This is a genomic window from Sphingopyxis sp. CCNWLW2, from assembly GCF_037095755.1.
Lineage (GTDB): Bacteria > Pseudomonadota > Alphaproteobacteria > Sphingomonadales > Sphingomonadaceae > Sphingopyxis.
This window is the reverse complement of the sequence record NZ_JBAWKJ010000001.1, coordinates 1,420,201-1,447,194: the sequence shown is the minus strand read 5'-3', so window position 1 is coordinate 1,447,194 and position 26,994 is coordinate 1,420,201. Positions and strand designations below refer to the sequence as shown.

Below are 26,994 nucleotides of genomic sequence, written 5' to 3'. Positions count from 1 at the left end.
GGTTTAGGACAGCGTTCCCCGGCTTTCAAGGCCGATAGAAGCGCGCGCCGCTCGCTTTCAGCGCCGCCGGATCGAACAGCACGGGCTTGAGCTTATGCGCCACGAACAGCGGCGCCTGATCGTTATAATGCGGGCTGTCCGGCCGCGTCGTCGCCGACCCGAAGGGCTGGATCGATTCCGACCGCACCCGACCCTCGGCATCCCATGTCACGAACATGATGAAGCTGTCGCCGTGGCGCACCTTCAGCCGCCCGTCGGGTTCGGCGTCCCACAAGGTCGACGCGCGCACCGTGTCGTTGCCGCCGTCGAGCGGCAGGTCGACGCGGTTCGCGCCCTCGCCGTGCCGCAATCGCAATACGGTCCCGAGCTTCGGATCGAGCCCGTCGAAATGCTCCTGCAGATGCGCGACCGTCTCTTTCAGCACGGTGCGCGGATCGGGCGCGGCGCGGCGCTGGTAATGGCTGCCGTTCGCGGGGCGAAGCACCATCAGCGCCAGCGCATCGCCCTTCCCCCTGCCGTCGAGGTTCCAGTCCCACTGGCGCAGAAGTTTTTGCGCCTGCGCGAGCGCCGGGTCGCCCTTTGTGTCGAGCGCGAGCAGGCGGTTCATCCACGCCTTCGCATAGCCCGTCTTCGCATAGGCGGTGTCATATTTGATCGCCTTGAGCCGCGCTTCATCGATCTGTCCCGACGCCTCGAACAGGGTGATCAGCCGGGTGGCGCGATTGGTCATATCGTCCTCGATCCCGAGCAAGGGCGAAAAGGCCGCGGCGTCGAGTTCGTCGCCCGGCCCCGCCGCGACCCACGGCGTGTTGTTCGCGTTCATCACATAGCCCGAGCGCGGGTTGACGAGCGCGGGCACGCGGTCGAACGGCAAGGTCTTCGTCCACAAATCCGCCGACGTGTCGCCGGGCAGCACGCCGCGCCAGTTGAACCCCGGCTGGCGATCGGGGAACATCGCATTATAGAAAAGCCCGATATTGCCCTTCGCATCGGCGTAGATGAAATTGGTCGCGGGCACGCCCTGCCCCGCCATCGCGGCACGCCATTCGGCGAAGCTCTTCGCCTTGTTCAGCCGGTAATATTGGGTGACCATATTCGCCTGGTTGATCCCCGCGTAGCGGATCGCGAAGGCGCCCTTTTCATTCTTCACCACCGGCCCGTGGACCGAGCGCCATATGGTGCGCGGGATCGGCAGCACGAACGGCCCGACCTTGACCTTCAGCCAGATTCGCTTTTCCTCGAGTGGCCGCCACTGGCCATCGAAGCGGTAGTTCTCGCCGCTCTCGTCGAGGGTCAGCTTGTAGACATCGATCAGATCGGGCCGGTTCACCGTGTTCGTCCAGCCGAGATATTTATTGTGGCCGAGGAACGGATAGGGCGAGCCGGGGAAGTTCGCACCCGCGAAATCCCAGCCTTCCTCCGAATGGACGACGAGTTCGTACCAGGCGACGCCGCCCGTCCATGGCTGATGCGAGTTCGACACGAGCCGCGTCGCGCCATCGGTCGAGCGCGCGGGCGCGACCGCCATGCCGTTCGATCCATTGTCGGCCGGATCACGGCCGACCGGCGTCAAACTATCGGCGGGATCGGTCCCGACCGGGGTCAGCTCGCGCGGAACCAGCTTGCCCGCCCGATCGAGCGCGGGGCCGCCCTCGCGCCCGATCTCCTTGTCCTCGACGAGCGACCCCAGCACCGAATCGAGCCCGAAGAAGAAGGGCGAGCGCAGCACGAAACCCGCGACGACATCCTCGCCGGTCGCGGGGAACAGCCCCGACAGGCGCACCTCATCGGGATGCTTCTCCGCATAATGGTTGAGCCCCGCGGCATAAGCGGTGAACAGCGCCCTGACATCGGCGGGCAGCCGCGGCCAGTCGCGCGCCGTCGCCGCGCGGACGCCCAGCAATGCCTCGGCATAATCGATCTTCGCGCCATCCTCGCCGAGCATCGCCCCCGCCCGGCCGCGCGTCATCGCCAGCACTTCCTGTAAGGTCGAGAAATCGTCCTCGGCGTGCGCATAGGCCACGCCGTACGCGACATCGGCGTCGGTCTTGCCGAAGATATGCGGCACGCCGAATTTGTCGCGCGCGATGCGAACGTCGGTGGGCTTGAAGGCGGGCGCGGCGGGCGTTTCGGTGGTCAGCGGCTCCCAGAGCGCGAGCGAGGCGGCGGTGAGCACCAGCAGGGCCAAAAATCCCAGCAAAATCCGTCGCAGCATCTCTGGTCCTCTTCGGCGCGTCGCCCGCAGGGCTATGTGACGGGCATGTCGTCCGATGGCAAGCGACTGTCGTTCGTCGAGCCGGATTTGCGGGCGGGCGGCACATGGCTATGCAGGGCACAGGTCATTGAACAACGGGGATTATCGAAAAATGCGCATGAAAAGCCTGCTCCTTTCCGCCTGCCTGTCGCTCGCTCTCGCGCCCGCCGCGATGGCGCAGTCCGTCGTTACCGGGTCGGGCGTCGCGCCCGCGACCGCCGCGAACAGCGCCGAACGCGCCATCGGCTTTGCGACGAGCGCGCCCGCAGGCGCCGCACTCGTCGTCGTGATGAACGGCGCCACGCTGCCGCCGCTCGACGGGATCGCGCTTGGCAGCGGCGAACGCCAAGCCGTCACCGCGGCGATTGCCGCGGCAGGTTTCGACGGCAAGGCGGGTTCGACGCTGTCCTTGCGCGGCATCGGGACGCATCCGCGCATCCTGCTCGTCGGCGCGGGCGGGACCCCGTCGTCGCTCGCGCTCGCCGAAGCCGGCGGCAAGGCGGCGCAGGAGCTGAAAAGCGAAGCGCAGCCGGTGGCGATTGCCGGCGCCTTCGGCGACACGTCGGCCGCCGATGTCGCCTATGGCTTCGCGCTCGGCCAATATCGCTTCGACCGGTACAAGACCGTCGACAAAAAGGCGCCGCCGACGGGCGCGGTGACGCTCGTGGGCGCAAACCCCGCCGCCGCCGAGGCCGCCTTTACCGGCCGCTGGAAGCCGCTTGCCGAGGGCGTGCGCCTGTCGCGCGATCTCGCCAACGAACCCGCGAACGTCATCTATCCCGAAAGCTTCGTCGCGCGCGTGCGCGAGGCGTTCGGCAATACCCCGGGGGTCAGCATCGAAGTGCTCGACGAGGCGGCGATGCGCAAGCTCGGCATGGGCACGCTCGTCGGCGTCGGTCAGGGCAGCCCGCGCGGGTCGCGGCTGCTGGCGGTGCGCTATCGCGGCGCGGGGGCTCCGGCGGCACCGACAGCCTTCATCGGCAAGGGCATCACCTTCGATTCGGGCGGCATCTCGCTGAAGCCCGGCGCGGGGATGTGGGACATGAAGGGCGACATGTCGGGCGCCGCCTCGGTGATCGGCGCCGCGCTGTCGCTCGCGAAATCGCGCGCGCCGGTGCATGTCGTCGCGGTCGCCGCGCTCGCCGAAAACATGCCCGACGGCAACGCCCAGCGCCCCGGCGACGTCACCCGCACCATGTCGGGCAAGACGATCGAGATGCTCAACGCCGACGCCGAAGGCCGTCTCGTCCTCGCCGACGCCAATGAATATATCGCGCAGACATACAAACCGCGCGCGATCGTCAATATCGCGACGCTCACCGGGTCGATCGTTGGCGCGCTCGACGATCAATATGCCGGGCTGTTCGCGCGCGACGAAAAGCTCGCCGCCGCGCTCCTCGCCGCGGGAACCGCGAGCGGCGAGGAATTGTGGCGCATGCCGCTCCACAAAAATTACGCCGAGAAGCTCAAATCCGACATCGCCGACATCCGCAACATCGCGCCGAGCCAAGGACCGGGCGCCAGCCTCGGCGCGCACGTCATCGGCTTTTTCGTCGACGAAGCGACCCCGTGGGCCCATCTCGACATCGCCGGGGTGAATCAAGCCGACAAGGCGACCTCGCTCGTCCCCAAGGGCATGACGGGTTTCGGCGTCCGCCTGCTCGACCAATTGGCGCGTAGCGGGGAATAAAAGACGCCCGTGCCCCTGCGAAGGCAGGGGCCCATCTCCGGTCGGCGCCAGATTGAACCGGCCGGAGATGGATCCCCGCCTTCGCGGGGACACGGGGTTTTGGCGGGAACAGTATGAGCGCTCTTGTGTTGCCAAAAAGCAACACTATCTTGCCTGACGAGAAAGGGGCTTATCCAGAATGAACCTCGAAAAATTTACCGACCGCGCCAAGGGTTTCCTGCAGGCGGCGCAGACGATCGCAATCCGCATGAACCATCAGCGGATTTCGCCCGAGCATATCGGGAAAGCGCTGCTCGAAGACAATGAAGGCATGGCCGCGGGCCTGATCGCAAAGAGCGGCGGCGACGCGAAGCGCGCGGTCGCCGGCATCGACGCGCTGCTCGCCAAGGTCGCCGCGGTGTCGGGATCGGGGGCGCAGCAAACGCCGGGGCTCGACAATGATGCCGTGCGCCTGCTCGACCAGGCCGAACAGGTCGCAAGCAAGGCGGGCGATGGCTATGTCACCGTCGAGCGCTTGCTGCTTGCGATGGTGCTCGCGCCGTCCACCCCGGTCGGCAAGGCGTTCGCCGATGCCGGCGTGAAGGCCGACGCGCTCAACACCGCGATCAACGACCTGCGCGGCGGCCGCTCGGCCGACACCGCCTCGGCCGAAGACCGCTACGAAGCGCTCAAGAAATTCGCCCGCGACCTCACCGAAGTCGCGCGCGAGGGCAAGCTCGACCCGGTCATCGGCCGCGACGAGGAAATCCGCCGCACGATCCAGATCCTCGCGCGCCGCACCAAGAACAACCCCGTGCTGATCGGCGAGCCCGGCGTCGGCAAGACCGCGATCGCCGAAGGCCTCGCGCTCCGCATCACCAACGGCGACGTCCCCGACAGCCTGAAGGACCGCCGCCTCTTGTCGCTCGACATGGGCGCGCTGATCGCGGGCGCCAAATATCGCGGCGAATTCGAGGAGCGCCTGAAGGGCGTGCTCGACGATGTGAAGGCCGCCGAGGGCGAGATCATCCTGTTCATCGACGAGATGCACACGCTCGTCGGCGCGGGCAAAGGCGAGGGCGCGATGGACGCGTCCAACCTGCTCAAACCCGCGCTCGCACGCGGCGAGCTCCATTGCATCGGCGCGACGACGCTCGACGAATATCGCAAGCATGTCGAAAAGGACCCCGCGCTCCAGCGGCGCTTCCAGCCGGTGTTTGTCGGCGAGCCGACGGTCGAGGATTCGATCTCGATCCTGCGCGGGCTCAAGGAGAAATATGAGCTGCACCACGGCGTGCGGATCACCGACGGCGCGATCGTCGCCGCCGCGACCTTGTCGAACCGCTATATTTCCGACCGCTTCCTGCCCGACAAGGCGATCGACCTGATGGACGAGGCCGCGAGCCGCATCCGCATGGAGGTCGAATCGAAGCCCGAGGAGATCGAGACGCTCGACCGCCGCATCATCCAGATGAAGATCGAGGAATCGGCGCTCGGCAAGGAAAGCGACACCGCGTCGAAGGACCGGCTGGCGAATCTGCAGGCCGAGCTTGCGAACCTCGAGCAGCAGTCGGCGGGCCTCACCCAGAAATGGCAGGCCGAGAAGGACAAGATCCACGCCGAGGCGAAGATCAAGGAAGAGCTCGACGCCGCGCGCTCGGCGCTCGACCAGGCGCAGCGCGCCGGCGACCTCGCGAAGGCGGGCGAGCTCAGCTACGGCACCATCCCCGGCCTCGAAAAACGGCTCGCCGACGCCGAAGCCGCCGCGGGCAATGCGATGCTGCGCGAGGAAGTCACCGCCGACGATATCGCTGCGGTGGTGAGCAAGTGGACCGGCATCCCCGTCGACCGGATGATGGAAGGCGAGCGCGAGAAATTGCTTTCGATGGAGAGCACGCTCGCTCAGCGCGTCATCGGCCAGGACGAAGCCGTCCGCGCCGTTTCGACCGCCGTTCGCCGCGCGCGAGCGGGCTTGCAGGACCCGAACCGCCCGCTCGGCAGCTTCCTCTTCCTCGGCCCGACGGGCGTCGGCAAGACCGAGCTCACCAAGGCGCTCGCCCGCTTTCTGTTCGACGACGACAATGCGATGGTCCGCATCGACATGTCCGAATTCATGGAAAAGCACAGCGTCGCGCGGCTCGTCGGCGCGCCGCCGGGCTATGTCGGCTATGAAGAGGGCGGCACGCTCACCGAAGCGGTGCGCCGCCGCCCCTATCAGGTCGTGCTGTTCGACGAGGTCGAAAAGGCGCATGCGGACGTGTTCAACATCCTCTTGCAGGTGCTCGACGACGGGCGCCTTACCGACGGACAGGGGCGCACGGTCGACTTCACCAACACGCTGATCATCCTGACCTCGAACCTCGGCAGCCAGGCGATCGCGGCGCTTCCCGACGACGCGCCGGTCGAACAGGCCGAGCCCGCGGTGATGGAGGTCGTGCGCGCGCATTTCCGGCCCGAGTTTTTAAACCGGCTCGACGAGATCGTGCTCTTCAACCGGCTCGCGCAGCAGCATATGGGCGGGATCGTCGACATCCAGGTCGCGCGCGTCCAGAAACTGCTCGCCGATCGCAAGGTCACGCTCGACCTCACCGATGCCGCGCGTGCGTGGCTCGGGCGCGTCGGTTATGATCCGGTGTATGGCGCGCGGCCGCTGAAGCGCGCGGTCCAGAAATATCTGCAGGACCCGCTCGCCGACCTGATCCTGAAGGGTGAGGTCAAGGACGGACAGGCGATCAAGGTCGACGAAGGCGACGGCGCGCTGAAACTCAAACCGGCATAGCGGTCGGCCGACGTCCGGAAGGATTGGGGCGCTCTTCGCCGGCGGGAGAGGCGGGCCGCGCTACGCCGTGCGATGGCGCAGCGGGTATCGTCGCACGGCCGAAGCCCACATCAATTGCCCGACGGCGGACGGCCCCGGCGATCCTCGACAAAACGGTTCATCGAGTCTTGCAGTTCGGACGTCGCCTTGCTCCATTCCGACTTTGTACGGCAAACCTTGCGCTTGCGGGCGAGCGAACCCGTTTCGTCAAACCGCTTACAGATCACCGGATCGGCAGCGGGCGGCGGCGAAGGCGGCGGTGCCTCGGCACCGGAACCAAGAAGAAGAAATGCCATGATGAAATGCGACATCGATCAGCTCGCTTTGTTGAGGACGCGAAAATGTACAATATAGCGTCCGCTTCGTCCATCAATCATCGATACTGGCGCTCTCGTCGAGCCCATAGTCGGCCATTTCTTGAAACAGGCCACGCAGCATTTCGCGTTCCGACTGGTCAAGATGGGGATTCCAGACATCGAAGATCAGAATCGCCCGCAGCGCATCGCTCTTGTTCCAGGCTTCGTGCTCGATCGTGTCGTCGAACACGAAAGCGCGCCCTTCTTCCCACTGGCGCGTTTCACCTCCGACGCGAAATCCGCACTCGGGCGGGACGACGAGCGGCAAATGGACGATGCCGCGCACATTGGTGACGCCGGTGTGCGGCGGAATATGCGCACCCGGGCGAAGAATCGAAAAGAAGACGCTCGGCGAACGCCCCGGAATATCCGACATCGGCAAGGTTTCGAGCAAGGCCGCGGTCTGCGGGCAGCGGGCGCAGGCTTCGTCCTGACGCACCCCATGCTTCCATAGGAACCAGGCGCTCCAGTCGGGCGAATTGTCCAGCGCGGTCCACTTGTTCGGCGACGTCCCCGGTTCCTGGCGAACATAGGGTTCCAACCGTTCGCCATCGCTGGCCAGCAGCGCCAACAGCTCGCCGCGAATGACATCGGTCTGCGCCTCGAGTCGTTCGATCCACGGGAAATGGCCGCGATCGAAATATTCGTCGGCCGGGAGAAAGGGGTAATGCAATCCATGGCATTCATTGGCATAAACCCGCCGCCGGCCGAGCACGCCGCCGACACAGGCCTCAAAACGCCGCAGAGCGAGGGGGTTGGTTTCACCGGCGCGAAACCTCGCCAACCGTGGCGCAAAGCTGGCTTCAAAGCCTTGGGCGACACCCGCGATATAGCGCCGCGCATGCGCCAGTACCTGGTCGAGCGCCGCATTCGCCGGCCCCATCGCTTCGGCCAGCGCGATGACGCCCGACCAACGGTGCATCGCGCCTGCAGCCTCGCCGCGCTTCTCGTGCAATTCGGCGCGGCGCACATTCGCCATGAAGTGACGCTGGTCGATCGCCAAGGCTTGATCAAGGCTCGTGGCTTCCGATCCGTCGTCGCCCGCGAGACGGTGCGTCTTGGCCAGATTCATCCATAGATCCGGCGCCGACGGGTCCGCCGCGATCGCTTGCTCGAAATAATCGCGCGCGTCGGGCAGCTTCCCTTCGTCCAGCATCATCATGCCAAGGCTGTTGAGCACGACCGGATCCTTGGGCGCGCGCGAAAGCGCTGCCCGCAGATGATCGACGGCTCGCCCGATATCACCGTCGCGCCGCGACTGCGCCGCGGCGGTGACAAGGCTCAATACATCCGAATTGCTCATCGCACCGCGATAACCCACGCCGGAATTTGACGCAAAAAAAAAGGCGGGCACAAGGCCCGCCTTTCCTTTTTTCGCGAAGTCCGTCGATTAGAACTTCAGACGGGCACCAATCGCATAACGGCGGCCAAGTGCGTCGTAAGTCGACGGATAGGTGTTGCCGCTGTTGAAGGTCGTCGAACCGATGTTCGAGCCGACCGTCGGCGGGTCCTTGTCGAGCAGGTTGATGACCGACAGCGTCAGTTCGAAGTTTTCCGAGACGCTGGCGCGGGTCGTCAGATCGAACCAGTTGTGGGCTTTGATCTTCCGGAACGCCGGGAAAGCGGGTCCGTTGGTGCCGAACTGCGTTTCGTCGGCATCGAAGGGTTCCTGCTTCGTCCCCGAGATGTGACGCCACAGGAGCGAGACGTCGACATCGCCGAACGACAGCGTGGTGCGCTGGTTGAACGAGAACTTCGGCAGGATCGAACCGCCCGAAAGATCCGAACCGGTCGGCGTGCAGTTGATGCTGTAATAGCCCACGCACTCACGGTTCAGACCGCCCGCTTTGGAGCGGAACTTCGAATGAAGCGTGTAGTTACCGGCAAAGTTCAGCGACAGCGAGATGTCGTCGCTAAGGTCGGTCTTCCAGTTCGCCGTCACGTCGATACCATCGGTCGCCAGACGACCGCTGTTGGTCAGCGCCAGCGGGACACCAGGCGTGCTGCTGGGGTCGCCGTCGAGGCCGCCGGTTGCCGGGTCGCGGCGGATCGACGTACAGGCCGCCGAGGTCGCGCTCGACGCGGTCAAGTTCGCAAAGCAATCGGTGAGGATGTCACCGACCGTCGGGAACGAAATCGCATCGTTGATGATGATGTTATAGTAATCGACCGACAGCGTCAGGTTCGGAACGAAGCTGGGCTGGAAGATCGCACCGATCGTGTACGTATCGGCCTTTTCCGGCTTGAGAGCGGCCGAATAGTCGAACGATGCGTTGATCTGACCAGCCGAAGGCGGGTCGAATGCGGAGATGAAGCCCGCACCGTTGACCGGTGCGCCCTGCGCCGCGCAAACCCGGCCGAGGTTCGAGGTAGCAGCGATCGCGGCACCATTGCTCTGGCAAGGATCGCGCTTCAGGTTGACGAGACCGACCGAATTCGGCGTGAAGATCTCGCCGATATTCGGCGCACGTACCGCGCGCTGATAGTTGCCGCGCAGCTTCAGGCTGTCGATCGGCTCCCAGGTCAGACCGGCCTTGTAGGTCCAGGTGCTGTACTTCTGGTTGTCGACCGAATCGACCTTGTAATCCGAATAGCGCACGCCCGCTTCGGCCGTCAGGCCGGCAAAGAGCGGGGCAACGACTTCGGCGAACACTTCGCGAACATCATAGCCGCCCTTGACCGGAACGGTGGCGCCGCCGGCGCCGCCGAGCGCACCCGGATCCTGCGCCAGCTGATCGGCGAAGACTTCCGCGGTATATTTGCGATATTCGGTGCCGACAGCGAAGGAGATGGGATCTGCATCTTCCGACACCGCCACCAGGTCACCCGAAATCAGGCCGCGAACCTGCACCAGCGACGCGCGGTTGCCCGAGGTTGCCGGGACGAGCAGGAAGCCCACCTGGTCAGGCGAAATGCTGCCCGAGGCGCCGAACACGTTCACAGGGACACAGCCGCCCGACGGATCCTGGCAAGTCGTCGTATTGGTGGCGCGGAGCGCCTGCTGCATCCGGGGCAGCGAGACATAGTTGAGAATGGTCTGCGTATTTTCGCTCTCGCCATAGTTCCCCGAAACTTCATAACGAAGCGTGTCGGTGATTGCCCCGCGCACGCCAGCCATGAAGTCGAAGATCTGGGTCTTGTAGCTGCTGATACGGCCACCGGCCTCGACAAGACGACGACCGAGGTTGGTCGAGACTTCGCGATAGTTGGGATCGTTGGGATCGGTTGCCGTGGCCGCCGCCGCGCACTGTGCGGGCGTCAACGTCTGAATGCCCGTCACATTCGGGTTGAAGTCGTTGTTGGCGCAGAAGGTGTTCCGTGCGCCCGCCGTCATATAGGGGTTGCTGAGCGGAATGAAGACCGGGCTGCTGAACGCGCCCGACGGTGCGATGATCGTCTTGACGGTGTTCTGCGAGAACAGGCCGCGCGCGAACACTTCAACCGAATCGCTGACTTCGTAGCGCGCCGAGGTGAACATGTTGTAACGTTCGAACGGCGTCTGGAAGATGTTGTACGGATTGAAGTTGAACAGGGCGAATTGCGGCACAAGATTGCCCGTTGCCGGATCGATCTGACGATTGCCGACATTGTTGATCGAGAAGCGCGACGGCGAGGCGGTGCCCGATGCGCCGGCGCCCGTGCCATCGAACGAATCGATGGTCAGATCCGAACGCGGACGTTCGCCGCCGAAATAGACCGGGTCGGCTTTCTGGTAGCCAATGCTGAGGACGGCGTTACCGCGTCCGTCGTCGAAATTCGCACCGATAACAAGGTCGGCCCGGAAAATCTTGCCGTCGCCGCGCTCGGTCATCTGGAAGCCGCTCGAAAGATCGACACCGGCGAAATCGCGCTTGGTGATGAAGTTGACGACGCCCGAAACGGCGTCGGCGCCATAGGTCGTGCTTGCACCACCGGTCAGCACGTCGACGCGCTCGACGAGAGCAAGCGGGATGTTGTTAAGATCGACGTTGCCGCCAAGGTCGGCCGGGACGATCCGCTGGCTGTCGAGCAGAACGATGTTGCGGTTCGGGCCGAGACCGCGAAGGTCGACGAACGACGCGCCGCCGTTGCCGTTGTTGACCGACGAACCGACGTTGGCGGCGACACCGGGAACGTCGCGAAGGATATCTTCGGCAACGTTCGACTGACGAAGCTGAATTTCGTCGGACGAGGTCACGTTAACCGGGCTGGACGACGCCAGATTGGGGTTACGGATCAGCGTACCGGTGACGACGATTTCCGACTGTGCGGTAGCTTCTTCGGCGGCGTCCTGCGCAAAGGCAGGAGCCGAAACCAGGGCGACACTCAATACGAGCGGCGCAGCGCCTAGCCTCAGCTTGGAATATTGGGTTTTCTTCACAGTGCAGTCCCTTGCTACTGGTGGATTGAAATTACCCGGACCCCCCGCACGACCAGCCAAAGCCGACGCGCACAGATGCCCCGATAGCGTGCGGGATGTAACTTCGTTCATGTCGAGTAAAGCAAATTCCCGGCGCAATCAGCCGTTTCGGAAGCCATTGTGACGTATTTGCAACAAACCCGGAAATCCACGACACACTATGTGCTGAAGCGCGCTATTCCACGACATATTGTTTCACTGGTTACGAATTCGCGCGCACCCCAGCCAAGCTCAGCCGCTGATCGGTCCCGCCAGCTTGCCGGGGTCGAGCCGCGCGTCACGCCATTTCAGCCCCCAGTGCATATGCGGGCCCGTTGCGCGGCCGGTTCGCCCTACGGTGCCCAGCACCTGCCCTTGCACCACCCGGTCGCCGACCTTCACATCGAGCCGCTGGCAATGGAGGAACGCGCTCGACAATCCCATGCCATGATCGACGATCAGCAGATTGCCCTCGAGCGTGAAGGGGGCGCTCGCGGCAAGCACGACGACGCCGTCGGCGGGCGCGACGAACGGCGTTCCGGCGGGCACCGCGACGTCGGTGCCGCTGTGATAGCTGCCCGGCTTGCCCTGATAGATACGCTGCGACCCGAAGAAGCCCGACAGGCGCCCCGTCACCGGCCAGCGAAATGTCTGCCGCCAGCCGTCCGAATCGACCTGCATATTGCGCGCCGCGGCGATCTCAGCGAGTTCGGCGGGGCGGCGGCGTTCGAAATCGGCGTCGCTCGCCGCGCCGCCGCGATAGGGCGCGTTAATATGTTCGAGCCGCCAGCGGCCCGGCGCGACCGCGATGAGGCGCTCGACCAAGCGTCCATCGGCGAGCGTCGCAACCAGCCGCGCGCTTGCTCCGGCATCGCGGTCGAACGCGATCAGGAAACGGCCGTCGGCGGCGAGCGGAATCGCCTTGCCGTCGAGGGTGAGCGCGCGCGTATCGCTGGGCGCCTGTCCGATCATCACCGCGCCCTGTTCGGCAAGCCCGGCGAGCGTGAAGCCTGCGCGGACCGGCGCGCGCGGCGGTGCGGGCGGAGAGGGCGGCGTGGCGACGGGCTGAACCGCCGGGCGCGGTGCGGGCCTGGTTTCGGTGTCGGCCGCCGGAACGCAGCCGGCGGCAACGATCAGGAGCGCCAACGCCGCCCCGTACCGCAGCCCGTCGGCCCCGAACCTCATGCCTTGCGCGCGGCGTCCAGTTCGGCCTGCACCGATATCTCGGCACTGGCATAGGGTTCCTGCCGCGCGACCGACCAATAGCGCAGCTCGTCGAGCCCGATCGGCGCGCCGCTTACCGCGCACAGCACATGGTCGCCGGGCGCGAGGACGCGAAACCCGTTCGGTCCATATTGCAGGCGGGCAAGGCGGTTGCGGCTGGCGATCAACATGATTCTCTATCCATTCGGCGGTAAGCTGTTGCCGCGACCATAGCAGCATCGCGCCGCGCGGCCACCCCCGCCAATCTCAGAAAAGCTCGCCCTGCCCCCGCTTGGGCTCCGGCGGCGGCGCCTTGCGCGGCGGCTTGGGCGTGGGTGGCGGACCATCGCCGACAACGACCGGCACCTCGCCGTCCGCGAACTGTAGCTGCAGGTCCCCCGCAGCGCGCGCCTTCGCCGCGGTCGTCACGATCGCACCGCCGCCATCGCGCACCATCGCATAGCCGCGCGACAGCAGCGCCCGCGGGTCGAGGCTGTCGAGCAATCGCCCCAACCCTTCGAGCAGCGCCCGGTCGCGGTCCCAGCGCCGCGCGAGCAGCGCGGGCCGCAGCGCGGCCCCACGCGTCGCAAGCCGCTCCGAAATCACCGTAAGCCGGTGGCGCTGGCTGCGGTCGAGCCGGTCGCCCGCATCGTCGAGCCGCTGGCGCTGCGGTGCATAGAGCGCGTCGCGTTTCGGCAGGTGGCGTGCGAGGGCGGTCAGCCGCTCGCCCGCCAGCGCCTGATGCCGGTTCGCCGCGCCGATGATCCGCCCGTTCCACGTCGCGAGCTGCGCTTGCAGTTCGGCACGCACCGGCACCGCCATCTCGGCGGCCGCGGTCGGGGTCGGCGCGCGCACGTCGGCGGCATAGTCGGCGAGCGTGACGTCGGTCTCGTGCCCCACCGCGCTGATCGTCGGGATGCGGCAATCGGCGATCGCGCGCACGACGATCTCCTCGTTGAACGCCCACAGATCCTCGATCGACCCGCCGCCGCGCGCGACGATGACAAGGTCGGGACGCGGCACCGGCCCGCCGGGCGCGATGGCATCGAAACCGCGGATCGCACCCGCGACCTGCGCCGCCGCGCCATCGCCCTGCACCAGCACCGGCCAGACGATGACATGCGTCGGGCAGCGATCGGCAAGCCGGTGGAGAATATCGCGGATCACCGCGCCGGTCGGCGAGGTCACGACGCCGATCGTGCGCGGCAGATACGGCAGCCGGTCATATTTGCGTGTCCGGTCGAACAGCCCTTCGGCGCCAAGCCGTGCCTTCAATTTCTCGAAGAGCAGCATCAGCGCGCCCTCGCCCGCGACCTCGAGCGTATCGACGACGAGCTGATATTTCGACCGCCCCGGATAGGTGGTGAGCTTGCCGGTCGCGATCACCTCGATCCCGTCCTCGGGCCGGAACGCGAGCCGCGCCGCCTGCCCCTTCCACATCACCATGTCGATCAGCGCATTATCGTCTTTCAGCGCCGCATAAAAATGCCCCGACGCCGCGCGTTTCGCCCCCGACAATTCTCCCCGCACGCGCACGCGCGCGAAGCCGTCCTCGACGGTGCGCTTGATCGCCGCCGATAACTGGCTGACCGACAGCGCCGGTGCATTGTCGCCGGGCGCCGCCTCGGCTAACAGCCGCGCTTCGGTGCCATCGTCGGACGCCGTATCGGGAAAAGGGACTGACATGAATATCCTGCTGGTCGGATCGGGGGGCCGCGAACATGCGCTCAGCTGGCAGTTGGCACAATCGCCAAGCTGCGCCAAGCTCTATGCCGCGCCGGGCAATCCGGGGATCGAGGCGCACGCCGAATGCGTCGCCATCACCGCCGATGATCTCGATGGCCTGATCGCCTTCGTAAAGGCGCATGCGATCGATTTCGTCGTCGTCGGCCCCGAAGCCCCGCTCGTCGCGGGCCTCGCCGACCGGCTGCGCGACCTGGGCGTCGCGGTCTTCGGCCCCGGCGCCGCCGCGGCGCGGCTCGAAGGATCTAAGGGCTTCACCAAGGATCTCTGCGCCCGTGCTTCGATCCCGACCGCCGCCTATGTCCGCTGCACCTCCGCCGACGAAGCGCGCGCCGTGCTCGAAGGCTTTTCGATTCCCGTCGTGATCAAGGCCGACGGCCTCGCCGCGGGCAAGGGCGTGATCATCGCCGAAACGCAGGCCGAAGCCGAAGCCGCGATCGACGATATGTTCGACGGCGCCTTCGGCGGCGCGGGCGCCGAGGTGGTGATCGAGGAATTTATGACCGGCGAGGAGGCGAGCTTCTTCGCGCTCTCAGACGGCACCGACGTGATCGCCTTCGGCAGCGCGCAGGATCACAAGCGCGTCGGCGACGGCGACGTCGGGCCGAACACCGGCGGCATGGGCGCGTACAGCCCCGCCCCCGTGCTCACCCCCGATCTCGAAGCCCAGGTGATGGACCGCATCATCCGGCCGACGGTGGCGACGCTCGCCGCCGAGGGCACGCCTTATGTTGGCGTGCTGTTCGCGGGCCTCATGCTCACCGATGCCGGGCCGAAGCTGATCGAATATAACGCCCGCTTCGGCGACCCCGAATGCCAGGTGCTGATGATGCGTTATGCCGGCGACCTCGCCGCGCTGCTCCACGCCGCCTCGACCGGCGCGCTCGCCGACGCGACGCCGCCCGCTTTCGCCAGCGATTATGCGCTGACCGTCGTGATGGCGGCGAACGGCTACCCCGCCACCCCCGAAAAGGGCGGCGCGATCCACGGCATCGCCGACGCCGAAGCGGGCGGCGGGCGCGTCTTCCACGCCGGCACCGCGCGCGAGGGCGGCCAGATCGTCGCTGCGGGCGGGCGCGTGCTCAACGTCACCGCGACGGGGCGCACCGTGACCGAGGCGCAGGCGCGCGCTTATGCCGCGGTCGACAAGCTCGATTTCAAGACCGGCTTCTGCCGCCGCGATATCGGCTGGCGCGAGGTCGCGCGCGAAGCCGACTAACACGCCACCTCGTCATTTCCGCGAAAGCGGGAATGACGAATAAATATAAGTCGACCAGGCCCGTACGGCCGCATAGGCTATCCGCAACATAGGGAGACAATCATGGCCTGGCTTCAGGAAAACTGGATTATCGCGGTCGTCGGCCTCGTCGTTGCCGTCGTGCTGTTGTGGTGGCTCTTCGGACGCGCGAAACCCGAAGAGATTGCACGCCCGACCGTCGAACCGACGAAGCCCGCGAAGCCGCTCGAACCGGTGAAGCCCGAAATCATCGCCGCCGAGCCCGCACGCTTCAAGCCGATCGAACCGAAGCCGCAGCCCGTCGCTCCGGCAGCCCCGCCCCCGGCGCCCGAACCCGCCGCCAAGGCACCGCCACCCGCGCCTGAGCCCGCACCCGCGCCGGCCCCCGTGGCCGAGCCCGCTGCCGAGGCCCCACCCCCGGCTCCCAAGCCGGCGGCGAAGCCCAAAACTGCCGCAAAGCCCGCCGCAAAGAATGTCGTAGCCAAGGAACCGGCAGCAAAGCCCGCTGCGAAGCCCGCGACCAAGGCAGCCGCCAAACCCGCGACGAAGAAGGCGACCGCCAAGCCGGCGCCGGCTGAAACGGCGACCATTCCCGAAGAACCGACCGTTCCGCCGCCACCCGCCGCGAAGCCCGCCCCGGCGGCGCCCAAAACCGGCCCCGACAATCTGCAACTGCTGAAAGGCGTCGGCCCTAAGCTCGTCGTGCTGTTGAACGGCCTTGGCGTCAGCAGCTTCCAGCAGATCGCCGACTGGACCGACGCCGACATCGCGCGGATCGACCCGCAGCTCGGCGCCTTCCAGGGCCGCATCGCACGCGACAATATCGTCGACCAGGCGGGTTTTCTCGCGCGCGGCGACAAAGCCGGGTTCGAGGCGAAATATGGTGCGCTGGGCGGGGAGCTATAAGGGCGGCTAACGACCGATTGCAGACATTCACCACGGTCGCTATCGATGATGTATGCGCGCGGGCTTTTCGAAATATCTATTCGTCCTGTGCGGCGTTTCGGCATCACTGCTGCTTAGCGCGTGCTCTCGCACTGAAACGCGGCAGCTAACGATCAACGAATTGAGCTCGAACTATGGATTGGATATTTGCGCCGGGTCGAGCGCTCTTCCTTGGGATAAGCAGATGATGGACGCTCACATTGCTTATTTTGAGGTGCCGAGCGCCGAATGTAAGGTAAGTTTTTTCAAGAGCCTTGAGCGCGCTGCCCAAAGTTGGGAGCATCCCTTTGGCGACCAGAATAGAATGCAAGGCGTACTCGCCAAAGGCCCGCTGTTTCTAGCGCAAGTGGAAGAACCCCGCCGGATTTTTGTGGTCATCACGAGCCCTTAGTTTCGTCGTTGTATACTCGTCGCCGCCACTTAAAATTGCCGGTCCGCTCCCCACCCCGAAGCGGAAGCAGACCCGCAAATTTCGCTTTCCTACATTCCTACGCCATGCTCCAAACTGGCCGATGGAACCTACGCACCCGCCCGCGCCGCTACTCGCCGGCACCTGCCTCGCCTTCCATCCCGTGCCGCAGCAACGCCGCCGCGCCGACGGCTGGACACCGACAACGCAGCAATGCTTCATCCGCGCGCTCGAAGCGATGGGCTCGGTCGGGCAAGCGGCGCGCGCCGTCGGCATGGGTCGCCGCTCCGCCTATCGGCTGCGCGACCGCCCTGGTGCGGAGAGCTTTGCGCAGGCATGGGATCGGGCGATCGCAATGGGCCGGATGCGGCAGTTCGACTATGCGATGGATCGCGCGCTCAACGGCATCACCACCGTCCGGGTGCTGCGCGGCGGTGCGATCGACGTCACCGGCGGCCCGGATATGGACATCGTCCATTCGGCGCTGCGCGAGGATGCGGCGCCGCTTAAAGCCACAAAGGGCTCATTTTGAAGGCGTTCATGCGGGGCTTTTGTGGCCTTAAGCCATGCCTATTCCGCTTCGTCGTCCTTCGGCTTGCGCACCTCGGTGACCAGCAGCTTGTCGATCTTGCGCCCGTCCATATCGACGATTTCGAAGCGCCAGCCCTTGTCGGTGAAGCGCTCGCCTTCCTTCGGCAGATGCTTGAGGATCGCGAGCGCGTGGCCCGCGGCGGTCGCGTAATCGCGGTCGTCGCCGAGTTCGATCCCCAGCCGTTCGGCCATCTGGTCGGCGGGCATCGATCCAGCGATCAGCAGGCTGCCGTCGTCGCGTTCGACGACGAAGGGTTCGCTGCCGATATCCTGATCCGACGCGAATTCGCCGGCGATCGCGGCGAGCAGGTCGGCGGGGGTCACCAGCCCTTCGAAATGGCCATATTCGTCGTGGACGAACAGCATCGGCACATCGGCGGCGCGCAGCGCCTCGAGCGCGTCCATCGCGTCGATCTGGTCGTGGATCACCTTGGCCGGCCGCATCAATTGCTCGAGGTCGAGCACGTCGCCGCGGAACAGCGCCGAAGCGATGTCGCGCGCCTGCACGACACCGACGATATCGTCGGCCGACCCGCGCGCGACCGGCAGGCGGCTGTGCGGGGTTTCGAGCAATTTGTCGCGCACGCCGCGCGCATCGAGCGAGATATCGACCCAGTCGACATCCTTGCGCGGCGTCATCACCTCGCGCACCGGCCGGTCGGCAAGACGCACGACGCCCGAGATGATCGCGCGTTCGCTTTCCTCGATCACCCCCGATTTCGACGCCTCGGCGACGATCAAATGCAATTCCTCGGCGGTCACGCGATCTTCCGATTCGCGTTTCAGCCCGAGCAGGCGAAAGACGAGCGCGGAGCTCGCGTCGAGCAACCAGACGAGCGGCGCGCCGATTTTCGACAGCCAGTACATCGGCACCGCCACCGCGATCGCGATCCGTTCGGGTGCGCGCAGCGCGAACTGCTTGGGCACCAGCTCGCCCGCGATCAACGAGAAATAGGTGGTGAGCGCGATGACCGCGGCAAAGCCCGCCGCCTCCGCATTCTCGGCATCGAGCCCCAGCCAGGCCGAAAGCCGGTCGGCGACGGGTTGCCCAAGGCTGGCGCCCGAGTAGGCGCCGGTCAGCACGCCGATCAGCGTGATGCCGACCTGCACCGTCGACAGAAAGCGGCCGGGGTCCGACGCAAGCTGGCGTGCGATCTTCGCGCCGCGGCTGCCGCGCTTCTCGGCCGCCTGCAGCCGCGGGTCGCGCGAGGAAACGATGGCGAGTTCGGACATGGCGAAAACGCCATTGAGCAGGATGAGGACCAGGATGATCACAACATCCGACCAGGGAAAAGGGGTCATTGGGCGGTCGTACGGCGCATCGGCGCCCGGCCCCTGTCAGTGTCGGTCATGCCCACCCTATAAGCGAAAGGCGGCGCATTGCACAATGGCGCACGCCTGAATGCCCTGCTCAGTCGGCGTTCAGGCGAATTTTGGAACCAGATCGCCAGCCATATGTTATCGGCAAGGAAGGGCGGCATGCCAGGGACGCGAGGCATCCGCCGGATAAAGGGAGCGAAAAAGATGAACAGCAAGACGATCAAGCTCACCATTTTGACCAGCATCGGCGCGATCGCGCTGACCGGCTGCGTCACCGATCCGGTGACGGGCGAGCGCAAGATATCGAAGGCCGCGATCGGCGGCGTCGGCGGCGCGCTCGGCGGTTATCTGCTCGGCGACCTGATCGGCGGGCGCAACAGCCGCACCGAGGAAATCGTCGGCGCGGGCATCGGCGCGGTCGCCGGCGCGGGTGTCGGCTATTATATGGACCAGCAGGAAAAGAAGCTGCGCGAACGCACCGCGGGCACCGGCATCGACGTCGAACGCCAGGGCGACCAGCTCGTACTCAACATGCCCGGCGACGTGACCTTCGACCTCAACAGCGCGATGGTGAAATCGCAGTTCCGCAGCGCGCTCGATAGCGTCGCATCGACGCTCGCCGAATATCCGAGCACCTATATCGACGTCTATGGCCACACCGATTCGACGGGCAGCGACACCTATAATCAGGGGCTGTCCGAACGCCGCGCGGCGTCGGTCGCCGACTATCTCGGCGGCCGCGGCATCCAGCGCGCGCGCATGGCGACGCTCGGCTACGGCGAATCGCAGCTCAAATGCTCGCCCGAACGCAGCGAGACCGATTATCAGTGCAACCGCCGCGTCGAAATCCGCATCGCGCCGGTCACCCAGAACGACGTCAACGCGGCGCAGTAAGAATTTCCATTCCCGTGGAAAAGAAAGGGCGTCGCCGCAAGGCGGCGCCCCTTTTTATCCGAGGCTCGGGAAGCTCGCCTTCAGCCCGTCGATCACGAACTGCGCCGCGAGCGCCGCGAGCAGCACGCCGAGCAGCCGCGTGATCACCGCCTCGCCCTTGTTGCCGATCAGCCGCATCAACGGCCCCGCCGACAGCAGCGCCGCCAGCGTCAGCAGCAGCACGAGCAGCAGCGCGCCAAAGATCACGAAAGCGCGGTCGAGCCCGCTGTTCTGCGACACGAGCAGCATCACCGACGCGATCGACCCCGGCCCGGCGAGCATCGGCATCGCCATCGGAAACACCGAAACATCCTCGATCTCGGGGGTCGCCATCACCTTCTCGGCGCGCTGTTCGCGCCGCTCGGTGCGCTTTTCGAACACCATGTCGATCGCGATGATGAACAGCATAATCCCGCCCGCGATGCGGAAACTGTCGAGGTCGATGTGGAGGAAGCTCAGCAAAGCTTCGCCGAACATCGCGAAGAAGACGAGGATCAGCCCCGCGATCACCGTCGCGCGGATCGCCATCGACCGGCGCTGCGCCGCGCTCGCGCCCGTCGTCAGGCTGGCATAGATCGGCGCACAGCCCGGCGGGTCGATGACAACGAACAGCGTCACGAACGCCGAGATGAAAAGATCGATCATGGCTGTTTCGGCGCCGCGACCTGGTCGTCGATGACGGTTGCCATCTCCTTGCCGTCCCACAGGCGGATCGTGACGCGGCGCGATTTGTCGGCGCGTACGGTCGACGTCCAGCTCAACGTCTGGTCGGGCGACAGGCCAACCGCCATATCTTCACCCTCGCCGCCCGCCGCGATCGGCACCGAGGGACGCGAACCGCAAACCGCCTGCTTCGACGCGATGAAATCGGGGGCTTCGCGCGGGGTCGCGAGCGCATCGCCATGGTCGAGGGTCCAGGTGAGCTTGCCCTTCCTGGGATCGCGCAGCCAGACCGTCGTGAAATAGCCGTTCGCTGGCCCCTTCTGCCACGCGCCCGTGGTGACGCCGACATTGCCGTCGCAGCTGGTATAGACCGCATGCGGCTGCCACTTCACCGCCTCGGCGGGGTCCTTCTGCGACTTGAGCCAGTCGCGTGCCTTGACGCGCTGCGGCACGAACATCACGGCCTCGGGCGCCGCGGTCTCGCGAAACGCCGTCCACTGGCCTTTTTCCTGCGCCAGCCGCGAAAAACCGATCTCGGCGGCGATAAATGCGCTGGGGTTCGCTGCGAGCGGGTCGCGTTCGCGTGCCGCCGCGGCACCGCCCGCAATCACCGAAAGCGAAAGGACCGCGACAGCCAGACGGCGCATCAAAAACCCTCCGGATCGGCAAGCCCGGCACGACGGTGCGCGGCGACGAGCGTGTTGCGCAGCAGGCACGCGATCGTCATCGGGCCGACGCCGCCGGGAACCGGCGTGATCGCATCGGCGACCGCGGCGACGCTGTCATAATCGACGTCGCCTACGAGCCGGCCTTTCGCGGCGCCTTCAGCGGGCGGCAGGCGATTGATGCCGACATCGATCACGATCGCGCCGGGCTTGACCCAGTCGCCCTTGACCATTTCGGCGCGGCCGACCGCGGCGACGACGATATCGGCGCGGCGGACGAGCGCGGGCAGATCCTTCGTCCGGCTGTGCGCCATGGTCACGGTGCAGTTCGCGCCGAGCAGCAACTGCCCCATCGGCTTACCGACGAGGATCGAGCGCCCGACGACGATCGCATCCTTGCCCGACAGATCGCCAAGCCGGTCCTGCAGCAACAACAGGCAGCCATAGGGGGTGCACGGCACCATGCCGGGGATGCCGAGCGCGAGGCGCCCGGCGCTGACCGGGGTCAGCCCGTCGACATCCTTGTCGGGATCGATCGTCGCGACCGCCGCCTGTTCGTCGAGATGGCCGGGCAGCGGCAATTGGAGGAGGATGCCGTCGACCGCCGCGTCGGCATTCAGCTCTCGCAGCAGCGCCTCGACCTCGTCCTGCGTCGCGGTCGCGGGCAGGCGATGCTCGAAGCTTTCCATGCCGGCGGCGACCGTCGCCTTGCCTTTCGACCCGACATAGACCGCGCTCGCCGGATCGTCGCCGACGAGCACGACCGCAAGGCCGGGCGCGCGGCCCGTCGCGGCCTTGAACGCCGGCACTGCATCGGCAATCCGCGCCCGCAGGCCGGCGGCGAAAGCCTTGCCGTCGATCACCTGCGCAGCGGTCATCACGCCATTCCGTTGGCGTAGGCGAGGCTCGCGAGATAGTTCAGCACCGGCCCGTCGAGGATGATGATCAGGATCAGCACCAGCATCGGGGTCAGGTCGAGCCCGCCGAAATCGGGCATGATGCGGCGGAACGGACGATAGAGCGGCTCGGTGATCCGGTCGAGCACGGTCCACAGCTGACCGACGAACTGGTTGTGCGTGTTGATGACGTTGAACGCGATCAGCCACGACATCACCGCCTGCGCGATGATGAACCACCACAGGACCGTCAGGATGATGTGGACGATCTGGAGGAGCATGAGAAGCAAGGCGATTTCTCCGAAAAAGGGTCTTGCCGCGTCTCTTAGCGGTGAATGAGCGTGCCTGCACCCCTCGCGGTGAAAATTTCGAGCAGCATCGCGTGCGGGATGCGCCCGTCGAGGATGACCGCCGCCTCGACCCCGGCATCGACCGCGGCGACGCACGTCTCAACCTTCGGGATCATGCCGCCGGTGATCGTCCCGTCCTGCTTCAGTTCGTCGATCGCCGGGCGGTCGAGGTCGGTGAGCAGCGCCCCCGACTTGTCGAGCACCCCGGCGACGTCGGTAAGCAGGAAGAAGCGTTTCGCGCCGAGCGCACCCGCGATCGCGCCCGCCATCGTGTCGGCGTTGATATTATAGGTCGCGCCGTCGGCGCCGAGCGCCACCGGCGCGACGATCGGGATGAAATTATCCTTGGTCAGATTGACGAGGATCGTCGGGTCGACCGCCACCGGCTCGCCGACGAAACCCAGGTCGACATGGCGCTCGATCCCCGAATTGGGGTCGGGCTCGGTCCGGGTGACCTTTTCGGCGAGCACGAGGTTCGCATCCTTGCCCGAAATCCCGACCGCACGGCCGCCGAGTGCCGCGATCCAGCTGACGATTTCCTTGTTGATCTTGCCCGCCAGCACCATCTCCGCGACCTCGGCGGTCGCAGCGTCGGTGACGCGAAGCCCGCCGACGAAGGTCGATTCGATCCCGAGCTGTTTCAGCATCGCGCCGATCTGCGGCCCGCCGCCATGGACGACGACGGGGTTGATCCCGACCGCTTTCAACAGCACGACATCCTCGGCGAAGTCGCGCTGCGCCTCGGGGTCGCCCATCGCATGGCCGCCATATTTGATCACGAAAGTTTCGCCCGCATAGCGCTGCAGATAGGGCAGCGCCTCGACGAGCGTTTCGGCCTTGGCAAGCAGGTCGGGCATTTTCGAGGGATCGGTCATCGACATCATCCGGCGTTCTTTGCATCGAGGTAGCGGCCGAGCGCCACCACCGCCATCACCAGCAACGGCACCATCACCGCCGACAACACGATCTTGGCGATCATCTGGCCGAGCATCAGGTCGCCGATCGGGCGGACCCCATAGAAGCTGACGGTGATGAAGATCAACGTATCGATGATCTGGCTGAGCGCCGCGGCGACAAAACCGCGCAGCGGCAGCAGCCGGCCGTTGTTCGCGGTCATCCGCGAAAAGAGCCAGACGTTGAGGCTGACCGACACGCCATAAGCGAGGATTCCCGCCGCCATCATGCGCCAGCCCTGTCCGACGATGATCGGGAAAGCCTCCTTCGCGGGCTCGTACATGCCCTCGTCGGTCGGCAATTGCAGCACGAACACCGTCAGGACGATCGCGAGGATCAGCGGAATGAAGCCCAGCCGCACCAGCCTGTCGGCCACGACACGCCCGTGCAGTTCGGCGATCCCGCTCGAAATCGCGATCAGCGTCAAAAAGGGGAAAATCCCGGCCTCGACCGCCAGCGGGCCCAGCGCGACCTGCTTTGCCCCCAGGAAACCGCCGAGCGGAACCATGCCGCCGTAGAGGATCGCGAACAGCAGCAACGAAGGCGCGATCACGCGCGAAGAGCTATTTTCCATCGAGGCCGCTTAATCGCTTTTGCGGGTGCTGGAAAGTCCGAGAAACACGGCTCGGCGCGCGGCTCTTGCCCCGGCGCCAAAGCCCGTTAGACAGGCCCATTAAATTTGCGGGGGACGCACTTACATTATGGAACGCCTGATCGGTCTGCTCGGCATCGTCGCATTGCTTGCGATTGCCGTGCTTTTTTCGTCGAACCGTCGCTGGATTCGACTTCGCGTCGTCGTCCCCGCCTTCCTGCTCCAGGCCGGCTTCGCCGTGCTCGTCATCGGCACCCCGTGGGGCCGCGCGGTGATCCAGGCGATGTCGAACGCCGTCTCGAACCTCCTCGGCTATGCCAAGGCCGGAACCGACTTCATCTTCGGCCCGCTCGCCTCGCCCGAAATGGGCGCGAACAGCTTCGCGATCGCCGCGCTGCCCGTCATCATCTTCTTCGCCTCGCTCATCTCGATCCTCTATTATCTCGGCATCATGCAGTTGGTGATCAAATGGGTCGGCGGGGCGATCCAGAAGATCACGGGTATCACCAAGGTCGAAAGCCTCGGCGCCGCGGCGAACATCTTTGTCGGGCAAAGCGAAAGCCCGCTCGTGATCCGGCCCTATCTCGCCGGCCTTAGCCCCTCGCAGCTGTTCACCGTGATGACCGTCGGCATGGCGGGCGTCGCGGGCACGATCCTCGGCGCCTATGCGAGCATGATCGGGGAGCAATTGCTCCCTTACCTTCTCGCCGCGAGCTTTATGTCGGCCCCCGGCGGCATATTGATGGCCAAGATCATGATGCCCGACGATCCCAAGGATCTCGGCATCGAGCCCGTCATCATGCCCGAGGCCAGCCATGACGAGGAAAAGCCCGCGAACATCATCATGGCGGCGGCGCAGGGTGCGCAGACCGGCGTCAAGCTCGCCGTCGCGGTCGGCGCGATGGTGCTCGCTTTCGTCGCGCTCGTCGCGCTCGCCAACGGCCTTCTCGCCGGGATCGGTGGCTGGTTCGGCTATCCCGACCTGTCGTTCCAGGCGGTGATCGGCGCGATCTTTCGCCCCGTCATGTGGCTGATGGGCGTGCCATGGGACGAAAGCGCGGCGGTCGGCGGCCTGTTCGGCAGCAAGATCGTGCTCAACGAATTTGTCGCGTTCATCGACCTCGGCAAAGCGCAGGGCGACATGTCGATGGTGGCGGTCGCGATTGCGACCTTTGCGCTCTGCGGTTTCGCCAATTTCAGCTCGATCGCGATCCAGATGGCGGTGACCGGCGGCCTCGCCCCGAACCAGCGCCCGATGATCGCCAAGCTGGGGCTGAAGGCGCTGCTCGCGGGCAGCCTGTCGAACCTGATGTCGGCGGCGCTCGCGGGACTGATGCTGGGCGTCGCACCGCCCCTCGCCGAACCTCCGCCGGTCGCGCCCGTGACTGCGGCGCCCACCGAGGCCACGCCGACCACCACGCCGAAAAGCACCCCGGCGACCGAACCCGCCGAGGAACCCTGATCTGTGTGCCGTAGCGTAACCGGCCCGGGCGATTGGGAGAATTTGCAAGCCGCCTGCGAATGGCGTAAACTTGGATAAATAACAAATCCCGGGTCGCGTTCGCAAAATGGGAGGCTGCCATGAAAACCGCTTATCGTTTGTCGATCCTTGCCGCGGCCGCGGCGTCGATAGGGGCGGGCTTCCTCGCCACCTCCTATGCCCAGACGGCCGAGACCGAACGCTACCGCCCCGATCGCCCGCCCGAAGCGACGATCTATCGCGACGCCGGCTATCGCGGTCCCGCGGTGTTCATCGGCGAGGAAAAGCCCAACCTTGGCCTCGCCTGGCCGGTCAATTCGATCCGCGTCCCGAACGGACGCTGGGAATTGTGCGAAAGGACGCGCTACCGCGGCAATTGCCGCACCGTCGATCGCGACACGCCGATGCTGAACAACGTGCTGCGCGGCCTCACCATCCAGTCGATCCGCCCGGTTGGCGGCGGTGGCGGGGGCGGCGGCTGGAACCCGAACCCGCCCGCCAACGACCAGGTCGCGCGCGGAAATTTTGCTGAATTCCACACCCAGCCCGCAGAGCGCAACTATCGCGTGCTCGCCTGCGCGCGCGGGTCGGCGACCGCCAATTGCGCTTCGCAGACCGCCGACACCTGGTGCCGCTCGATCGGCTGGAACGGGTCGGCGCGCGAGCATATGGAAACGGTCAGCGGGCGGGTCTACCTCGCCGACGTGCTGTGCGTGCGGTCGGGCTACTGAGGGGAAGGCATATATGAAGACGGCAACTCTTGTCGCGGCGGGCGCCGCGATCCTCGCGCTTGCGGCCTGTTCGTCGGTGCCCCGCCAAACCGGAACCGCATATGAATGCGACCGCGGCACTCGGCTGAACGTCAACTATGTCGGTGACGGCGCGATCGTCCGCGTCAATGGCGGCCGGACGATGGTGCTCAAATCGACCCCCGCGAACAGCGGCCAGATTTACGAGAACAAGAGCGGCGCACGCCTGCACCGGCAGGGCAATGGCGTGATGTGGAACACCGCGCTGCGTTCGGCGCCCGAAAGCTGCCGCGCGATCGCGACGCCGCTGTAAAGCTCGAAAAGCGGTTCGCCTGTGGCGGGCCGCTTTTCCGCCATCACGGCCGGGCGGGCGCCTTGCAACCGCGCTCAAGCCCGACACCTTTCAGGAAACCGCGGCGCACCGTTCCGGCATAGACCGCGAGCGCGTAGCGCCGCCGTTCGGCGTTGGCCCCGGTGACCTCCGCGATCAACCCGCGAAAGGGAATAATCCCGCCCGCCACCGTACCGGCGACGCGGCCGGCGGTTTCCTCGCGCTTCTTGGCGCGGTCCTTGTCGACCTGCTCGTTGACGTCGGGACCCAGAACCTCGTTGAGCTCGCCCACTTCCTTGACGATGGCGGCGCACTTTCCGAGGCCCGCCAGTGAATAGGGATTGCCCTGAATAGCCAAAAGCTTGGCGGGCGCTTCCTTGCCATCGAACGGTTCGGTCACCGAATTGGCGGTATCCTTTATGGTTGATTCCTCGGGCGCTCCCTGTTGCGCCTGAACG

25 protein-coding genes are annotated in these 26,994 nt (G+C 65.9%); 10 read left to right on the top strand and 15 right to left on the bottom strand.

Annotated elements, in window-relative coordinates; all coding sequences use genetic code 11:
• Nucleotides 1-25: 25 nt before the first annotated feature.
• The gene (locus V8J55_RS06810; protein WP_336444900.1) at nucleotides 26-2,215 is read right to left on the bottom strand and encodes an acylase; all 2,190 of its coding nucleotides are present in this window, start codon (nucleotides 2,213-2,215) and stop codon (nucleotides 26-28) included.
• A gap of 157 nt (nucleotides 2,216-2,372) precedes the next feature.
• Between V8J55_RS06810 and V8J55_RS06805 the strand changes: the two genes are divergently transcribed.
• Both V8J55_RS06805 and clpB read left to right on the top strand, forming a co-directional pair.
• The gene (locus tag V8J55_RS06805) at nucleotides 2,373-3,944 is read left to right on the top strand and encodes a leucyl aminopeptidase (protein WP_336444899.1); all 1,572 of its coding nucleotides are present in this window, start codon (nucleotides 2,373-2,375) and stop codon (nucleotides 3,942-3,944) included.
• Between the two features lie 178 nt (nucleotides 3,945-4,122).
• Nucleotides 4,123-6,702, top strand: coding sequence for an ATP-dependent chaperone ClpB (gene clpB, locus V8J55_RS06800; protein WP_336444898.1), 2,580 nt, complete (start codon nucleotides 4,123-4,125; stop codon nucleotides 6,700-6,702).
• 110 nt (nucleotides 6,703-6,812) lie between these two features.
• Here the strand turns inward: clpB and V8J55_RS06795 are convergent, their stop codons facing one another.
• The 6 genes from V8J55_RS06795 to xseA form a co-directional block, all read right to left on the bottom strand.
• Entirely contained in the window at nucleotides 6,813-7,052 is a 240-nt protein-coding gene (locus V8J55_RS06795) for a hypothetical protein (protein ID WP_336444897.1), read from the bottom strand.
• A gap of 58 nt (nucleotides 7,053-7,110) precedes the next feature.
• Entirely contained in the window at nucleotides 7,111-8,400 is a 1,290-nt protein-coding gene (locus V8J55_RS06790; RefSeq protein ID WP_336444896.1) for an aspartyl/asparaginyl beta-hydroxylase domain-containing protein, read from the bottom strand.
• An 87-nt stretch (nucleotides 8,401-8,487) separates the two neighbouring features.
• A complete protein-coding gene (locus tag V8J55_RS06785) occupies nucleotides 8,488-11,457 on the bottom strand; it encodes a TonB-dependent receptor plug domain-containing protein (RefSeq protein WP_336444895.1) in 2,970 nt (989 codons plus the stop codon).
• A 270-nt stretch (nucleotides 11,458-11,727) separates the two neighbouring features.
• Nucleotides 11,728-12,660, bottom strand: a complete 933-nt coding sequence (locus tag V8J55_RS06780; RefSeq protein WP_336444894.1) for a M23 family metallopeptidase — start codon at nucleotides 12,658-12,660, stop codon at nucleotides 11,728-11,730.
• Nucleotides 12,657-12,869: a DUF2093 domain-containing protein gene (locus V8J55_RS06775; protein WP_037516223.1), complete on the bottom strand. Its 213-nt coding sequence runs from the start codon at nucleotides 12,867-12,869 to the stop codon at nucleotides 12,657-12,659. The genes V8J55_RS06780 and V8J55_RS06775 overlap by 4 nt, the downstream gene beginning before the upstream one ends.
• A gap of 76 nt (nucleotides 12,870-12,945) precedes the next feature.
• Nucleotides 12,946-14,364 carry an exodeoxyribonuclease VII large subunit gene (gene xseA, locus V8J55_RS06770; protein ID WP_336444893.1) on the bottom strand — a complete coding sequence of 473 codons (1,419 nt, stop codon included), beginning with the start codon at nucleotides 14,362-14,364 and terminating at the stop codon, nucleotides 12,946-12,948.
• Here xseA and purD point away from each other — a divergent pair.
• The 4 genes from purD (at nucleotide 14,363) to V8J55_RS06750 (ending at nucleotide 17,544) form a co-directional block, all read left to right on the top strand.
• A complete protein-coding gene (gene purD, locus V8J55_RS06765; RefSeq protein ID WP_336444892.1) occupies nucleotides 14,363-15,640 on the top strand; it encodes a phosphoribosylamine--glycine ligase in 1,278 nt (425 codons plus the stop codon). The genes xseA and purD overlap by 2 nt on opposite strands.
• Nucleotides 15,641-15,742: 102 nt before the next feature.
• On the top strand, nucleotides 15,743-16,564 hold the full coding sequence (locus V8J55_RS06760) for a hypothetical protein (protein WP_336444891.1): 822 nt from the start codon (nucleotides 15,743-15,745) through the stop codon (nucleotides 16,562-16,564).
• Nucleotides 16,565-16,724: 160 nt separating this feature from the next.
• Nucleotides 16,725-16,994, top strand: a complete 270-nt coding sequence (locus V8J55_RS06755) for a hypothetical protein (RefSeq protein WP_336444890.1) — start codon at nucleotides 16,725-16,727, stop codon at nucleotides 16,992-16,994.
• A 121-nt stretch (nucleotides 16,995-17,115) separates the two neighbouring features.
• Nucleotides 17,116-17,544 carry a hypothetical protein gene (locus tag V8J55_RS06750; RefSeq protein WP_336444889.1) on the top strand — a complete coding sequence of 143 codons (429 nt, stop codon included), beginning with the start codon at nucleotides 17,116-17,118 and terminating at the stop codon, nucleotides 17,542-17,544.
• Between the two features lie 38 nt (nucleotides 17,545-17,582).
• Here the strand turns inward: V8J55_RS06750 and V8J55_RS06745 are convergent, their stop codons facing one another.
• Nucleotides 17,583-18,905 (bottom strand): hemolysin family protein, encoded by a 1,323-nt coding sequence (locus V8J55_RS06745; RefSeq protein WP_336444888.1) that lies wholly within the window; start codon nucleotides 18,903-18,905, stop codon nucleotides 17,583-17,585.
• A 222-nt stretch (nucleotides 18,906-19,127) separates the two neighbouring features.
• On the opposite strand from V8J55_RS06745, the gene V8J55_RS06740 reads away from it, so the two are divergent.
• Nucleotides 19,128-19,817, top strand: coding sequence for an OmpA family protein (locus V8J55_RS06740; protein ID WP_336444887.1), 690 nt, complete (start codon nucleotides 19,128-19,130; stop codon nucleotides 19,815-19,817).
• A gap of 54 nt (nucleotides 19,818-19,871) precedes the next feature.
• Here the strand turns inward: V8J55_RS06740 and V8J55_RS06735 are convergent, their stop codons facing one another.
• Genes V8J55_RS06735 through V8J55_RS06710 form a run of 6 tightly spaced genes read right to left on the bottom strand, consistent with a single transcriptional unit; the run spans nucleotide 19,872 to nucleotide 23,958 of the window.
• Nucleotides 19,872-20,501 carry a MarC family protein gene (locus tag V8J55_RS06735; RefSeq protein WP_037512727.1) on the bottom strand — a complete coding sequence of 210 codons (630 nt, stop codon included), beginning with the start codon at nucleotides 20,499-20,501 and terminating at the stop codon, nucleotides 19,872-19,874.
• Nucleotides 20,498-21,166, bottom strand: a complete 669-nt coding sequence (locus V8J55_RS06730; protein WP_336444886.1) for a hypothetical protein — start codon at nucleotides 21,164-21,166, stop codon at nucleotides 20,498-20,500. The genes V8J55_RS06735 and V8J55_RS06730 overlap by 4 nt, the downstream gene beginning before the upstream one ends.
• On the bottom strand, nucleotides 21,166-22,062 hold the full coding sequence (gene folD / locus V8J55_RS06725; protein WP_336444885.1) for a bifunctional methylenetetrahydrofolate dehydrogenase/methenyltetrahydrofolate cyclohydrolase FolD: 897 nt from the start codon (nucleotides 22,060-22,062) through the stop codon (nucleotides 21,166-21,168). Before folD ends, V8J55_RS06730 begins: the two co-directional genes overlap by 1 nt.
• Entirely contained in the window at nucleotides 22,062-22,361 is a 300-nt protein-coding gene (locus V8J55_RS06720) for a YggT family protein (protein WP_336445717.1), read from the bottom strand. Before V8J55_RS06720 ends, folD begins: the two co-directional genes overlap by 1 nt.
• A gap of 44 nt (nucleotides 22,362-22,405) precedes the next feature.
• Complete coding sequence (argB, locus tag V8J55_RS06715) at nucleotides 22,406-23,314, bottom strand: acetylglutamate kinase (RefSeq protein WP_443030791.1); 909 nt, start codon at nucleotides 23,312-23,314, stop codon at nucleotides 22,406-22,408.
• Entirely contained in the window at nucleotides 23,311-23,958 is a 648-nt protein-coding gene (locus V8J55_RS06710) for a queuosine precursor transporter (RefSeq protein ID WP_336444884.1), read from the bottom strand. The genes argB and V8J55_RS06710 overlap by 4 nt, the downstream gene beginning before the upstream one ends.
• A 127-nt stretch (nucleotides 23,959-24,085) precedes the next feature.
• Between V8J55_RS06710 and V8J55_RS06705 the strand changes: the two genes are divergently transcribed.
• The 3 genes from V8J55_RS06705 (at nucleotide 24,086) to V8J55_RS06695 (ending at nucleotide 26,518) form a co-directional block, all read left to right on the top strand.
• On the top strand, nucleotides 24,086-25,438 hold the full coding sequence (locus tag V8J55_RS06705; protein ID WP_336444883.1) for a NupC/NupG family nucleoside CNT transporter: 1,353 nt from the start codon (nucleotides 24,086-24,088) through the stop codon (nucleotides 25,436-25,438).
• Nucleotides 25,439-25,557: 119 nt separating this feature from the next.
• Entirely contained in the window at nucleotides 25,558-26,187 is a 630-nt protein-coding gene (locus V8J55_RS06700) for a beta/gamma crystallin-related protein (RefSeq protein ID WP_137889687.1), read from the top strand.
• A gap of 13 nt (nucleotides 26,188-26,200) precedes the next feature.
• Complete coding sequence (locus V8J55_RS06695) at nucleotides 26,201-26,518, top strand: MliC family protein (RefSeq protein WP_336444882.1); 318 nt, start codon at nucleotides 26,201-26,203, stop codon at nucleotides 26,516-26,518.
• A 43-nt stretch (nucleotides 26,519-26,561) separates the two neighbouring features.
• Here the strand turns inward: V8J55_RS06695 and V8J55_RS06690 are convergent, their stop codons facing one another.
• Nucleotides 26,562-26,936: a hypothetical protein gene (locus V8J55_RS06690; protein ID WP_336444881.1), complete on the bottom strand. Its 375-nt coding sequence runs from the start codon at nucleotides 26,934-26,936 to the stop codon at nucleotides 26,562-26,564.
• Nucleotides 26,937-26,994 lie beyond the last annotated feature (58 nt).